Source organism: Pseudaquabacterium pictum (assembly GCF_005403045.1).
GTDB classification, from domain to species: Bacteria; Pseudomonadota; Gammaproteobacteria; order Burkholderiales; family Burkholderiaceae_C; genus Pseudaquabacterium; species Pseudaquabacterium pictum.
This window is the reverse complement of record NZ_BJCL01000001.1, coordinates 375,182-386,918: the sequence shown is the minus strand read 5'-3', so window position 1 is coordinate 386,918 and position 11,737 is coordinate 375,182. Positions and strand designations below refer to the sequence as shown.

The 11,737-nt window shown below is 71.1% G+C and carries 16 protein-coding genes; 11 read left to right on the top strand and 5 right to left on the bottom strand.

Going from position 1 to position 11,737, the window contains the following annotated elements:
* Window positions 1-71 precede the first annotated feature (71 nt).
* Window positions 72-992 carry an alpha/beta hydrolase gene (locus tag FFT10_RS01650; RefSeq protein ID WP_137731469.1) on the top strand — a complete coding sequence of 307 codons (921 nt, stop codon included), beginning with the start codon at window positions 72-74 and terminating at the stop codon, window positions 990-992.
* Window positions 989-1,852, top strand: coding sequence for a YbgC/FadM family acyl-CoA thioesterase (locus FFT10_RS01645; RefSeq protein ID WP_174246064.1), 864 nt, complete (start codon window positions 989-991; stop codon window positions 1,850-1,852). The genes FFT10_RS01650 and FFT10_RS01645 overlap by 4 nt, the downstream gene beginning before the upstream one ends.
* A 34-nt stretch (window positions 1,853-1,886) precedes the next feature.
* On the opposite strand, the gene FFT10_RS01640 is transcribed toward FFT10_RS01645, so the two are convergent.
* Genes FFT10_RS01640 through ygfZ form a run of 3 tightly spaced genes read right to left on the bottom strand, consistent with a single transcriptional unit; the run spans window position 1,887 to window position 3,595 of the window.
* On the bottom strand, window positions 1,887-2,384 hold the full coding sequence (locus tag FFT10_RS01640; protein ID WP_137731020.1) for a nuclear transport factor 2 family protein: 498 nt from the start codon (window positions 2,382-2,384) through the stop codon (window positions 1,887-1,889).
* 5 nt (window positions 2,385-2,389) lie between these two features.
* On the bottom strand, window positions 2,390-2,662 hold the full coding sequence (locus FFT10_RS01635) for a DUF4936 family protein (RefSeq protein WP_137731019.1): 273 nt from the start codon (window positions 2,660-2,662) through the stop codon (window positions 2,390-2,392).
* A complete protein-coding gene (ygfZ, locus tag FFT10_RS01630) occupies window positions 2,663-3,595 on the bottom strand; it encodes a CAF17-like 4Fe-4S cluster assembly/insertion protein YgfZ (protein WP_228026906.1) in 933 nt (310 codons plus the stop codon).
* A 66-nt stretch (window positions 3,596-3,661) separates the two neighbouring features.
* On the opposite strand from ygfZ, the gene mltG reads away from it, so the two are divergent.
* The 9 genes from mltG to FFT10_RS01585 all read left to right on the top strand — a co-directional run bounded on the left by mltG (window position 3,662) and on the right by FFT10_RS01585 (window position 9,632).
* Window positions 3,662-4,681 (top strand): endolytic transglycosylase MltG, encoded by a 1,020-nt coding sequence (gene mltG / locus FFT10_RS01625; RefSeq protein ID WP_137731017.1) that lies wholly within the window; start codon window positions 3,662-3,664, stop codon window positions 4,679-4,681.
* A complete protein-coding gene (tmk, locus tag FFT10_RS01620; protein WP_137731016.1) occupies window positions 4,678-5,325 on the top strand; it encodes a dTMP kinase in 648 nt (215 codons plus the stop codon). The genes mltG and tmk overlap by 4 nt, the downstream gene beginning before the upstream one ends.
* Window positions 5,325-6,419 carry a DNA polymerase III delta subunit-related protein gene (locus FFT10_RS01615; protein WP_137731015.1) on the top strand — a complete coding sequence of 365 codons (1,095 nt, stop codon included), beginning with the start codon at window positions 5,325-5,327 and terminating at the stop codon, window positions 6,417-6,419. Before tmk ends, FFT10_RS01615 begins: the two co-directional genes overlap by 1 nt.
* Window positions 6,416-6,850 carry a PilZ domain-containing protein gene (locus tag FFT10_RS01610; RefSeq protein ID WP_174246063.1) on the top strand — a complete coding sequence of 145 codons (435 nt, stop codon included), beginning with the start codon at window positions 6,416-6,418 and terminating at the stop codon, window positions 6,848-6,850. Before FFT10_RS01615 ends, FFT10_RS01610 begins: the two co-directional genes overlap by 4 nt.
* A gap of 43 nt (window positions 6,851-6,893) precedes the next feature.
* Window positions 6,894-7,697, top strand: coding sequence for a TatD family hydrolase (locus FFT10_RS01605; protein ID WP_137731014.1), 804 nt, complete (start codon window positions 6,894-6,896; stop codon window positions 7,695-7,697).
* Between the two features lie 2 nt (window positions 7,698-7,699).
* Window positions 7,700-8,356 (top strand): ankyrin repeat domain-containing protein, encoded by a 657-nt coding sequence (locus FFT10_RS01600; protein ID WP_137731013.1) that lies wholly within the window; start codon window positions 7,700-7,702, stop codon window positions 8,354-8,356.
* Window positions 8,357-8,500: 144 nt separating this feature from the next.
* On the top strand, window positions 8,501-8,713 hold the full coding sequence (locus FFT10_RS01595; protein ID WP_137731012.1) for a hypothetical protein: 213 nt from the start codon (window positions 8,501-8,503) through the stop codon (window positions 8,711-8,713).
* Window positions 8,703-9,155, top strand: coding sequence for a hypothetical protein (locus tag FFT10_RS01590; RefSeq protein ID WP_137731011.1), 453 nt, complete (start codon window positions 8,703-8,705; stop codon window positions 9,153-9,155). The genes FFT10_RS01595 and FFT10_RS01590 overlap by 11 nt, the downstream gene beginning before the upstream one ends.
* 237 nt (window positions 9,156-9,392) lie before the next feature.
* On the top strand, window positions 9,393-9,632 hold the full coding sequence (locus FFT10_RS01585; protein WP_137731010.1) for a hypothetical protein: 240 nt from the start codon (window positions 9,393-9,395) through the stop codon (window positions 9,630-9,632).
* A 100-nt stretch (window positions 9,633-9,732) separates the two neighbouring features.
* Here the strand turns inward: FFT10_RS01585 and FFT10_RS01580 are convergent, their stop codons facing one another.
* Complete coding sequence (locus FFT10_RS01580) at window positions 9,733-10,764, bottom strand: aldo/keto reductase (RefSeq protein WP_137731466.1); 1,032 nt, start codon at window positions 10,762-10,764, stop codon at window positions 9,733-9,735.
* Window positions 10,765-10,774: 10 nt separating this feature from the next.
* Window positions 10,775-11,737, bottom strand: a complete 963-nt coding sequence (locus FFT10_RS01575) for a Gfo/Idh/MocA family oxidoreductase (RefSeq protein ID WP_137731009.1) — start codon at window positions 11,735-11,737, stop codon at window positions 10,775-10,777.

The following is an 11,737-nucleotide window of genomic DNA, read 5'->3' as shown; positions in this document are numbered from 1 at the left end:
CGCAAGTATGCTTGCGGCCCCGCCCCAAGACTGTGCTGCCGGTGACTGCCTCCACCCTGCTGACCCCGGCCATGGCCGGCCTGCTCGACCGCATCCGCCGCGCCCAGCGGGTGCCCTTCCATGCGATGACGCCGGCCGAGGCCCGCACCGCCTACGACAAGGCCGCCGAGGTGCTGGAGCCGCCGCGCGCGCCGCTGGCACGTGTGCAGGACATCACCGTGCCCGCCGCCGATGGCACGCCGCTGCCGGCCCGGCTCTATGCGCCCAACCATGACCGGCTGCCGGTGCTGCTGTACCTGCACGGCGGCGGCTTTGTCATCGGCGGGCTGGAGACCCACGACAGCCTGTGCCGGCAGCTGGCGCTGCGCTCGGGCGGCGCGGTGCTGGCGCTGGACTACCGGCTGGCGCCCGCGCACCGCTTTCCCACCGCGGTGGACGATACCTGGGCGGCGCTGCACTGGCTGGCCGGGCCCGGCGCGGCGGCGCTGGGCCTGGACGGCAGCCGCCTGGCCGTGGGCGGCGACAGCGCCGGCGGCACGCTGGCCGCGGTGGCCGCCCTGCATGCCCGCGACTGCGGCCTGCCACTGGCGCTGCAACTGCTGATCACCCCCGGCACCACCGCCCACCAGGACACGCCGTCGCACCGGCTGTTCGCCAATGGCTTCCTGCTGGATGCGGCCAATGTCAGCTGGTTCTTCGACCACTACATCGACCACCACCACCGCACGGATTGGCGCTTTGCCCCGCTGCTGGCCGACGACCTGGACGGCGTGGCGCCGGCCTGGCTGCTGCTGGCCGAATGCGACCCGCTGGTGGACGAAGGCATCGCCTATGCCGACCGGCTGCGCATGGCCGGCGTGCCGGTCGACCTGGAACTGGTGCGCGGCATGACGCATGACTTCATCAAGATGGGCCGCGCGCTGAAGGAGGCTGGCCAGGCCCAGCAGGCCGCGGCCGATGCGCTGCGCGCAGCCTGGACAATGACGCCATGACCATCGCCCGTTCCCAATTCCGCCACTTCGAGCGCCTGCGTGTGCGCTGGGCCGAGATCGACGCCCAGCAGATCGTCTTCAACGGCCATTACCTGATGTACTTCGACACCGCCATCAGTGGCTGGTGGCGGGCGATGGCCTTGCCGTATGCAGCGACGATGGCCACGCTGCAGGGCGACTTCTACGTCAAGAAGTCCAGCCTGGAGTACCACGCCTCGGCCCGGCTGGACGATTTGATCGACGTCGGCGTGCGGATGGCGCGCTTCGGCAACTCCTCGATGCTGCTGCAGTGCGCCGTGTTCCGCGGCGATGCGCTGCTGGTCAGCGGCGAGCTGGTCTATGTGTTCGCCGACCCGGCCACCCAGACCAGCCAGCCCATCCCGCAGGCCTTCCGCGACGTGGTGGGCGCCTTCGAGGCGGGCGAGACCATGGTGACGGTGCAGGTGGGCGACTGGGCCACGCTGGGCACCGAGGCCGCAGCCATCCGCAAGGCGGTGTTCGTCGACGAGCAGGGCATTCCGGCCGAACTGGAATGGGATGCGGGCGACGCCGGCTGCGTGCATGCGGTGGCCCGCAACCGCCTGGGCCTGGCGCTGGCCACCGGCCGGCTGCTGGCGTACCAGCCCGGCGTGGCCAAGATCGGCCGCATGGCGGTGCTGCCCAGCCAGCGTGGCAGCCGCGTCGGCCGGCAGGTGCTGGACGCGCTGATGGCCGCTGCCAAGGCCCGCGGCGATGCCAGCGTGCTGCTGCATGCCCAGGCTTCGGCCGCGCCGTTCTACCTGCGCGCCGGCTACAGCGTGGAAGGTGAGCCGTTCGAGGAAGCCGGCATCCCGCACCTGGCGATGCGCCAGGCGCTTTGACGGCCCCGGCGGCCGGCTGCGGCCGCCTCGGCGATCAGCGCGGCTGTTTGCCCTCGGCCAGCCAGGCCTGGGTGGCGGGCAGATCCCGCAACTGCCGGCCCCAGCGCGCCAGCACCTTCTCGATGCGCGGCGCCGCCACGCCCAGCTGGGCCATGGCCACGCCGCCGTTCACCGATTCCCGGTAGTCGGCGATCAGGCCGTCGTGCAGTTCGAACCGGCTCATGCCGTCGATGACCACGAAGCGGCCGGCGAACTCGGGGATCTGCGAGGTGAAGCTCGACAGCGACCAGGCATAGCCCAGCTGGCCGTCGCACACCGGATCGAACATCTGCCAGCGGTAGTCGGGCCCGGCATCGCGGCGGAACAGGTCGGTCAGCATGTGGGCGATGCTGGCGCGGCCGGTGTGGTCGCCGTAGATGTAGTCGTGGTAGACACCATCGGGCGTGAAGCAGGCGGCGAAGGCATCGCCGTCGCCCGCCTCGGCCGCGGCACAGAAGCGTTGCAGCAGGGCGCGGAAGTCATCAGGGCGCATGTCGTTCACTCCAGCGGCTGAAACCACTCACTGTGGCGCGGCTGAGGCAGGGCGCTTGTCGCCTGGGTGATCGCTGCGAACACCGCCTCGCTCAGCGGGCCGGCGTAGGTCTCCATCAAGGTGACCTCGCCGTCGCGCAGCTCGGGCCGGCGCAGCAGTTCGGTCTGCAGGCCGGGATGCGCGGCTGCCAGCGCGGTCTGCACTTGCCGCACCGCCGCCACGGTGGCGGCCAGCAGCGCCTGCGGCACGCGGTAGTAGACGTACAGCCGCCGTGCCATTCAGCCTTGGTCGGCCGGAATGGGATAGGGGAGGTTGCCGCGCTGCAGCAGCGGGCCGTCGGCCGCGCCGGCATGCAGGCTGCCACCGTCCAGCGCCGACAGCTTGATCTCCACCAGCGCGCTGCTGCCGCCGTCGGGCCGCGAGGCGGCCAGCGCCACCAGGCCGGCGGGCTGGGCCGGGTCGTCGCTGTGGAACACCTCCTGACCGATGGCCAGCGGCGCGGCGCTGTGAAACACCAGGCTGCGGCGCTTCAGCGTGCCGCGGTACTGGCTGCGCGCCACGATCTCCTGGCCCGGGTAGCAGCCCTTCTGGAAGTTGACGCCACCCACCAGTTCCAGGTTCACCATCTGCGGCACGAACTGCTCCACCGTGGCGGCGGTGATGCGCACCACGCCGCTGCGCACTTCCAGCGCGGCCCAGTCGTTGGCGGCCAGCGCAGGCAGGGTGGGCGCGGGTACCTCGGCCGGCTGGGCCAGCAGCCAGCGCGGCGTGCCATCCACATCCGGCAGGCGGATCACCTGGCCGGTGCCCAGGTTGGCGCTGGCCCAGAGGGTGGTTGGCGCGGCATCGCCCAGCCAGGCGGCGGCCTCGGTGCCGGCCAGGCCGTACAGCGGCAGGTCGGCGCTGGCATCGCTGAGCTTGCACTTGGCGCGCAGCACGAACATCGACAGCCGCTTCAGCGTGGGCGCCAGCAGGTCGGCGCTGCAGGCCAGGTACAGCGTGTCGGCATCGCCGCGCCAGACGATGAAGCTGGCCATCAGCCGGCCCTTGGCCGAGCAGTAGCCGGCCAGCCGGGCCGTGCCTTCGCGCAGGCTGTTGGTGTCCTGCGTCAGCTGGCCATGCAGGAAGCTGGCGGCATCGGGGCCCTGGGCGCGGATCAGGCCCCAGTCGGTCAGGCGCAGCGCGCCCTGGAGAGCAGTGGTGGCAGTCATGCGTCCCATTATCATCACGCCCCCTCCACCCTGCCGGCGCTGCGGCCACCGGTTCCGCCCTGCAAGATGCTCTGGCGCCTGATCCGTTGGTCCCTGCTCGTCCTGCTGCTGGCCGCCCTGGCGGCGGCCGGCGCGGTGCGCTGGTGGCTGGACCACCCGCTGACGCTGGCCACGCCGGCGGTGGAGCTGTCGATCGAACCCGGCACGCCACCGCGCGAGGTGGCCGCCGCCTGGGTGCGCGCCGGCGTGCAGACCGAGGCCGACTGGCTCTACGCCTGGTTCCGCTTCAGCGGCGATGCCCGTCGCATCCGCGCCGGCAGCTACGAGATCGAGCCCGGCGCCACGCCGCGCAGCCTGCTGGCGCGCATGGTGCAGGGTGACGAGGCCTTCGAGCGGGTGCGGCTGATCGAAGGCTGGACCTTCCGCCAGTTCCGCGCTGCGCTGGCCGCGGCACCGCACCTGAAGCAGCAGGGCGCGGCGCTGTCCGAGGCCGATCTGATGACCGCCATCGGCCTGCCCGGCGTGCCGGCCGAGGGCCGCTTCTTCCCCGACACCTACCTGTACAGCCGCGGCGTCAGCGACCTGACGGTGCTCAAGCGCGCCGCCGCGATGCAGACCCGGCGCCTGGCCGAGGTGTGGGCCGCCCGCGCGCCCGACCTGCCGCTGCAGACGCCGGAGCAGGCGCTGGTGCTGGCCTCCATCGTCGAGAAGGAGACCGGCCGGCCGGCCGACCGCGGCCTGGTGGCCGGTGTCTTCATCAACCGGCTGCGCATCGGCATGCCGCTGCAGACCGACCCGACGGTGATTTACGGCTTGGGCGAGGCGTTCGATGGCAACCTGCGCAAGCGCGACCTGCTCGCCGACACGCCCTACAACACCTACACCCGCCGCGGCCTGCCGCCCACGCCGATCGCCATGCCGGGGCTGGCTTCGCTGCGCGCGGCGGTGCAGCCCGCGGCCACGCCGGCGCTGTACTTCGTGGCGCGGGGCGACGGCAGCAGCGTCTTCAGCGCCGACCTGGCAGCGCACAATCGTGCGGTGAACCAGTACCAGCGCGGCATCCCTCCAGCCGCGGCCAAGCCATGAGCGGTGGCCGCTTCATCAGCTTCGAAGGCATCGACGGTGCCGGCAAGTCCTCGCACATCGACGCGCTGGCCGCGGCGCTGCGCGCCCAGGGCCACACCGTGCTGCTGACCCGCGAGCCCGGCGGCACGCCGCTGGCCGAGCAGCTGCGCAGCCTGTTCCTGCAGCAGCCCATGGATGCGCTGACCGAGGCGCTGCTGGTCTTCGCCGGCCGGCGCGACCACCTGCGCACGGTCATCCAGCCGGCGCTGGCCGCCGGCCAGGTGGTGCTGTGCGACCGCTTCACCGACGCCACCTTCGCCTACCAGGGCGGCGGCCGCGGGTTCGATGCCACGGTGCTGGCCCAGCTGGAAACCTGGGTGCAGGCCGATGGCGCCGGTGGCCTGGTGCAGCCCGACCTCACCGTCTGGTTCGACCTGCCGCCGGCGGTGGCCGCGCAGCGCCGCGCCGCCGCACGCGACGCCGACCGCCTGGAGCGCGAAGACCTGGCCTTCTTCGACCGGGTGCGCGCCGGCTATGCCCGCCGCGCCGAGGCCGACGCGCAGCGCTTCGTGCGCATCGATGCCGACCAGCCGCGTGACGTGGTGTGGGCGGCGGTGCACCAGGCGGTCTTCGGCCGGCCGCTGGCTGCAGGGCAGGGCGGCTGATGGCCAAGGCCGATGCCGCGCTGCGCGACGGCCCGGCCGCGCCGCTGGGCGTGCAGCCCGACGGGCAGTTGCCGCTGCCCTGGCTGGCCGATGGCCTGGCCGCCGCCCGGCAACTGGCCGGCGCCCACGCGCTGCTGATCCACGGCCCGGCCGGCGCCGGCCACTTCGACATGGCGGTGCTGCTGGCGCAGACGCTGCTGTGTGAATCGGTGCCCGCCGGAACCGCCGCGGCCCGCGCCTGCGGACGCTGCGCCAGCTGCCACCTGGTGGCCACACGTGCGCATCCGGACCTGCGCCTGGTGCTGCCAGCCGCGCTGCGGGTGCAGCGCGGCTGGACCGACGAGGACGACTACATCGCACCCAAGGGCGAGGCCAAGCCCAGCCGCGAGCTGCGCATCGACCAGGTGCGCGCCGCCATCGACTGGGCCCAGCAGACCAGCGGCCGCGGCCGCGCCAAGGTGCTTCTGCTGCACCCGGCCGATGCGCTCAACCTGTCGGCGGCCAATGCGCTGCTGAAGACGTTGGAAGAGCCGCCCGGCCAGATGCGGGTGCTGCTGACCAGTGCCGACCCCGAGCACCTGCTGCCCACCGTGCGCAGCCGCTGCCAGCGCCTGCGCATCGCCCTGCCGCCGGTGGACCAGGCCCGCGCCTGGTTGCTGGGGCAGGGGCTGGACGCGCCCGAGGCCCTGCTGGCCCTGGCTGGCGGCAGCCCACTGGAGGCCTTGGCCTGGGTGCAGGAGGGTTTCACGCCGGCGCTGCTGTCGGGTCTGCCACGCCGGGTGGCGGCGGGCGATGCCGCAGCGCTGCAAGGCCGGCCGATCCCGCGGGTGGTGGAACTGCTGCTGAAGCTGGCGCATGACGCCCAGGTGCAGGCCGCCGGCGGCGCACCGCGCTTCTTCGCCGCCGCCGGCCTGCCGGGTGGCACCGATCTGGCGGCACTGCGCACCTGGCAGCAGGCGCTGCTCAGGGTGGCCCGGCATGACGAGCACCCCTGGAGCGCGGCGCTGTTGGTGGAGTCGCTGGTGTCGCAGGCAGCGGCCGTGTGGCCGGCACCCGCGCCAGCCCGCGGCGCTTCGCTACACTCGGCGCGATGAGCGATTCCGCCCCCTTCGGTGCGAGCAGCGGCCTGGCGTCCGCCGGCGCGGGCGGCGTGGCCACCAATGCCAATGGCGCGGCGGCCGCGGGCGCCCGGCCCAGCGTCATCCAGCTGGTGTTCCGCGAGAAGGGCGCGCTGTATGCCGCCTACATTCCACTGCTCAACGACGGCGGCCTGTTCGTGCCCACGCAGAAGCCCTACCGGTTGGGCGAAGATATCTACCTGCTGTTGTCGCTGCCCGACGATCCGCAGCGCTACCCGGTGGCCGGCAAGGTGGCCTGGATCACGCCGGCCAACGCCTCGGGCGGTCGCACCCAGGGCGTGGGCGTGCGCTTCCCCGCCGACGACAAGACCCGCCTGTTGAAGCTCAAGATCGAGGAGATCCTGGGCACGCAGATCTCCTCGTCCCGGCCGACGCAGACCGTCTGAGCCTGGCCGCCGCTGCAGCGCGGCGCCGGTGCGGCCCCATCCCATGTTCGTCGACTCCCACTGCCACCTCAGCTTCCCGGACCTGCACGGCCGCATCGATGCGGTGCGCGCCGACATGGCCGCCGCCCGCGTCGACCGCGCCCTGGTCATCTGCACCACATTGGAAGAGTTCGCCACCGTGCATGCGCTGGCCCTGGCGCATGACAACTTCTGGTGCACCGCCGGTGTGCATCCCGACAACGAGGGCGTGGCCGAGCCCGACATCGGCGGGCTGCGGGCCTTGGCCGAGTTGCCCAGGGTGGTGGGCGTTGGCGAGACGGGCCTGGACTACTACCGCCTGAACGGCCGCAGTGTGGACGACATGGCCTGGCAGCGGGCGCGCTTTGCGGTGCACATCGCGGTGGCGCAGGCGGTGGCCAAGCCGCTGGTGATCCACACCCGCAGCGCATCGGACGACACCGTGGCCATGCTGCGCAGCGCCCAGGCCGGCGCCCGCGGCGCGTTGACCGGCGTGTTCCACTGCTTCACCGAGACCGCCGAGGTGGCGCGCGCTGCCCTGGACCTGGGTTTCATGATTTCGTTCTCCGGCATCCTGACCTTCAAGACCGCCCAGGCCTTGCGCGACGTGGCCGCTTTCGTGCCGCTGGACCGCTGCCTGATCGAGACCGACAGCCCCTACCTGGCGCCGGTGCCGCACCGCGGCAAGACCAACAGCCCGGCCTGGGTGCCGCATGTGGCGGCGGAACTGGCGCGCATCAAAGGCGTGCCGGTGGAGGTGGTGGCGGCTGCCACCAGCCGCAATTTCGAAGCCCTGTTCCAGCTGCCTGCGCCCGCCACGGAGACCTGAGCATGTTCAAGCGTTACCTTCGATTTCTCGCCCAACTTGTTTTGACAATCGGCGTTTCTTCAAGCTGGGCAGGGGCTTACGAGGACTTCTTCAAGTCCGTCATCAACGACGATGCGCACACGGTCGCCGACTTGCTGGCCCGCGGGTTCGACCCCAACAGCCGGGATGAAAAGGGCCAGAATCTGCTGTACCTGAGCCAGCGCGACGGCGCCTTCAAGGTCGCCCAGGTGCTGGTCGACCATCCGCAGATCCGCCTCGATCTGCCCAACAATGCCGGCGAGACCGCGCTGATGATGGCCGCCCTGCGCGACCACGATGCCTGGGTGACGCGGCTGCTGGACAAGGGCGCCCGCATCGAAGGCCTGGCCGAAGGCGGCCAGGCGGGCTGGACGCCGCTGCATTACGCAGCGGCCGCGCCGGGCAGCAAGGCACTCGCCGTGCTCCTGACCCGTGGTGCGCGCGTCGACGCACGCTCGCCGAACGGCACCACGCCGCTGATGATGGCGGCGCAGTACGGGCCGGAGGATGCCGTGACGGCGCTGCTGAAGCAGGGCGCTGATGTGCGCCTGCGCAACGACCTCAACCTGGGCCCGGCAGACTTTGCACAGCGCGCCGCCCGCGAGTCGTTGGCCGCACGCCTGGCCGCCAGCGCCCGCTGACCGCCAGGCACGGGCCCGGCCGCGCTGACGCGGCTGTCATCCAAACGCTGACACGCGGCATGTCGCTGGACCGACTTCAGCTGACAAGGGTGGCGTCCTACAGTGGATTCACAGGCAAACCGCCGTGACCACCCAGGATCCACCATGCAACCGCTGCGCCGCAACGTCAATCCCTTTGCGCTGATGATCGACCCGCAGGCCGTGCTGGCGCAGATCGAGGCGTCGGACCGGCTGGAGCGCTTGCACCGCCGTGTCTGCCGCCCGCTGGACAAGCCGCTGCTCGGTGGTGCGCCGGACGGTGGCGACGATGCCGCCGACCAGAGTGCTGACGCCGGCGAGCCCGACGATGGCATCTGATCGGCCGCGCGCTGCTGGCGCCTGTCTGCTGTCGGTGCTGGCACTGGGGCTGGCCGGCTGCGCCACCCAGTCCGATGTGCGGCAACTGGCCACCGGCCGAAGCGACGTCTCGGCCTACGAATTGAATGGTGGCGACGTGCACCGATTGCGGCGCGAGGCTCAACGCCTCTGTCCGCTGGGCGGCGAGATCGTGCGCGAAGCCGGCCACAGCCTGCCGCCGGAGGCCGAGGCCGGGCGCTGGCGCAGCACCATGAAGACGCTGGCCGCCTGGGTCGAGCCGCCGCGGCGTCCCGCGCAACTGGTGGTCTTGTGCCGTGAACCCGGCGATCGCAGCCGGCTGCAGGCTGCCGTGGCACCCGCGCCGGTGGCGCCGCCGGCGGCCGCACCCGCAGCGGAGTGGACGGCCGGTTTGCCCATCGGGCCGGTGAACCCGGAGTGGTGAGGCCCGGGCGGGCGGCAACGCTGCTGGTGTCGGAGATGGCCAGTCAGATGGACTGGCAGGCGGTGTGGCTGCGCTCAGGGCATGCACCTCACCTTGTCCAAAACCGCGACGATGTATATTATGTCAAATAAACGACCTGTGGCATAATGCATGCATCTGGGCCGGATCTTCAGTATTCAGCCGCAGTGACGTGCAGGTCCCTGCACAGCCACTTCAACGCCCGCCCCGCGCACACCCATGGCCAAAGCCGATACCAAGACCTCCATCGATTCCGACGGCCTGCGTTATCGCAGCAAGACTCCTGGTTCTCCATTCACCGCGGCTGGCGCTTTCGGCGCTGCCACGATGTCCTGCTTCCTCTGCGGCAAACACCGGCCGCGCAGCCAGCTGAAGAGCCGGCGGTTGCTGGGCAAGGCGCAGTTCGTCTGCTCGCCCAGCTGCAAGGAAGCCGACGCCGAAGGCGGCAGCAAGCCCTGATGGCGATGGCCGGGTTCGCGCCCGGTTTGGTCTGACTGGGATTCAGAAAGCCCTGGCAGCGTTCCACGCAGGCCGGGTTGTGTTGTTGCCGTCCAGCCCGTCAGCCACCGTGGGCGGTGCCTGGAAAGTCTTCGGTGTCGATCTCGGCCTGGTTCTGGGCGTTGTAGCGCGGGCCATGGATGACCTGCGGCTGGAAAAGCGCGTCCAGCTGTGCCAGCACCTGCGGTGACAGTTGCACCGTGGCGGCGCCCAGGTTCTCGGCCAAGTGGTCTGGATTCACCGTGCCGGGGATGGGCACGATGTGCTCGCCCTGGGCCAGCAGCCAGGCCAACGCGAGTTGCGCCTGGCTGCAGCCGGCCTGCTGCGCGATGGCCGCGTACGGTTCCAGCAGCACCAGGTTGGCGGCATAGGTGGCCGGCGCAAAGCGCGGCATCGCGCGGCGGATGTCCTTGGCGTCGAAGGCCGACACATCACGCAGGGTGCCGGTCAGGTAGGCACGGGCCACCGGGCTGAAGGCCACGAAGGCTGCGCCGATGCGGTGGCATTCCGCCAGCACCGCGATCTCGGCGTTGCGGCTCCACAACGAGTATTCGCTCTGCACCGCGGTGATCGGCGCCACGGCGTGTGCGCGGCGAAGCGTGGTGGCGGATACCTCGCTCAAGCCCAGCGCGCGCAGCTTGCCTTCGGCTTGCAGCCTGGCCATTTCTCCCACCGAGTCTTCGATGGGCACGGCCTTGTGCCAGCGGTGCAGGTAGTACAGATCGATGACGTCGGTGCCCAGGCGCTGCAGGCTGGCCTCGACATCGCGGCGGATGGCCTCGGGCCGGCCGTCGATCACCCGCTGCAGCGCCCCGCCCTGCCCCACGGGCTGGCCGCTCATGCCACCCTTGCTGCACAGCGTGATGCGCTGGCGGTGCGGCTTCAGCACCCGGCCCACCAGCGTCTCGTTGGCACCGAAACCGTACAGCGCGGCGGTGTCGAACAGCGTGATGCCGGCATCCAGCGCCTGCAGCAGCAGCCGCTCGGCATCGGCATCGGCCACTGGCGGCGGCGCGCCGTAGGCATGGCTCAGGTTCATGCAGCCCAGCCCGATGGCCGAGACGGTGAAGGGGCCGATGCGGCGCTGCGGCAGGCTCATCGCGTCAACCGGCGGCGTTCAGCTGCTGTTCCAGCTTGTGCAGCACCTGGTAGCAGGGCAGCACCTGGGCCAGGCTGCTGTTGGGCTGGCGGCCTTCGCGGATGGCCGCAAAGAACTCGCGATCCTGCAGCTCGATGCCGTTGATGCTGACCGCCACCTGGCTGACGTCGATCTTCTCGTCCTTGCCGTTGAACAGGTCGTCGTAGCGGGCGATGTAGGTGCCGGTGTCGCCGATGTAGCGGAAGAAGGTGCCCAGCGGACCGTCGTTGTTGAACGACAGGCTCAGCGTGCAGATCGCGCCGTTGGCAGCCTTGAGCTGGATGCTCATGTCCATCGCGATGCCCAGCGTCGGGTGGATCGGGCCCTGGATGGCGTTGGCCTGCACGATCGGGCTGCCCGCCTGGTAGGCGAACAGGTCGACGGTGTGCGCCGCGTGGTGCCACAGCAGGTGGTCGGTCCAACTGCGGGCCTGGCCCAGCGCGTTCATGTTGGTGCGGCGGAAGAAATAGGTCTGCACATCCATCTGCTGGATGTGGAACTGGCCGGCGGTGATCCTGTTGTGCACCCACTGGTGGCTGGGGTTGAAGCGGCGGGTGTGGCCGCACATCGCCACCAGGCCGCTGGCCTCGGCCACGCGCACGGCCTCCTCGCCGTCGGCCAGCACGTCGCACAGCGGAATCTCCACCTGCACATGCTTGCCGGCGCGCAGGCAGGCCAGGGTCTGGCTGGCATGCATCTGGGTGGGGGTGCAGAGGATCACCGCGTCCACCTCGGACAGGGCCAGGCTGTCGGCCAGGTCGGTGGTGACATGGGCGATGCCGTACTTGGCCGCCACCTCCTTGGTCTTGTCCAGCTCGCGGCCAATGACCGAGACCACCTCCACGCCGTCGATGTTCCGGATGCCATCGAGGTGCTTGATGCCGAAGGCGCCCGCACCGGCCAGCGCCACCTTGATTGTCTTGGCCAT

Excerpts from the sequence above, each read along its gene's own strand:
- tmk (WP_137731016.1), top strand. The coding sequence starts at position 4,678 with ATGAGCGGTGGCCGCTTCATCAGCTTCGAAGGCATCGACGGTGCCGGC.
- FFT10_RS01650 (WP_137731469.1), top strand. The coding sequence starts at position 72 with ATGGCCGGCCTGCTCGACCGCATCCGCCGCGCCCAGCGGGTGCCCTTC.
- mltG (WP_137731017.1), top strand. The coding sequence starts at position 3,662 with ATGCTCTGGCGCCTGATCCGTTGGTCCCTGCTCGTCCTGCTGCTGGCC.
- FFT10_RS01575 (WP_137731009.1), bottom strand. The coding sequence starts at position 11,737 with ATGGCCAAGACAATCAAGGTGGCGCTGGCCGGTGCGGGCGCCTTCGGC.
- ygfZ (WP_228026906.1), bottom strand. The coding sequence starts at position 3,595 with ATGACTGCCACCACTGCTCTCCAGGGCGCGCTGCGCCTGACCGACTGG.
- FFT10_RS01600 (WP_137731013.1), top strand. The coding sequence starts at position 7,700 with ATGTTCAAGCGTTACCTTCGATTTCTCGCCCAACTTGTTTTGACAATC.
- FFT10_RS01615 (WP_137731015.1), top strand. The coding sequence starts at position 5,325 with ATGGCCAAGGCCGATGCCGCGCTGCGCGACGGCCCGGCCGCGCCGCTG.
- FFT10_RS01645 (WP_174246064.1), top strand. The coding sequence starts at position 989 with ATGACCATCGCCCGTTCCCAATTCCGCCACTTCGAGCGCCTGCGTGTG.
- FFT10_RS01590 (WP_137731011.1), top strand. The coding sequence starts at position 8,703 with ATGGCATCTGATCGGCCGCGCGCTGCTGGCGCCTGTCTGCTGTCGGTG.
- FFT10_RS01635 (WP_137731019.1), bottom strand. The coding sequence starts at position 2,662 with ATGGCACGGCGGCTGTACGTCTACTACCGCGTGCCGCAGGCGCTGCTG.
- FFT10_RS01640 (WP_137731020.1), bottom strand. The coding sequence starts at position 2,384 with ATGCGCCCTGATGACTTCCGCGCCCTGCTGCAACGCTTCTGTGCCGCG.
- FFT10_RS01605 (WP_137731014.1), top strand. The coding sequence starts at position 6,894 with ATGTTCGTCGACTCCCACTGCCACCTCAGCTTCCCGGACCTGCACGGC.
- FFT10_RS01595 (WP_137731012.1), top strand. The coding sequence starts at position 8,501 with ATGCAACCGCTGCGCCGCAACGTCAATCCCTTTGCGCTGATGATCGAC.
- FFT10_RS01610 (WP_174246063.1), top strand. The coding sequence starts at position 6,416 with ATGAGCGATTCCGCCCCCTTCGGTGCGAGCAGCGGCCTGGCGTCCGCC.
- FFT10_RS01585 (WP_137731010.1), top strand. The coding sequence starts at position 9,393 with ATGGCCAAAGCCGATACCAAGACCTCCATCGATTCCGACGGCCTGCGT.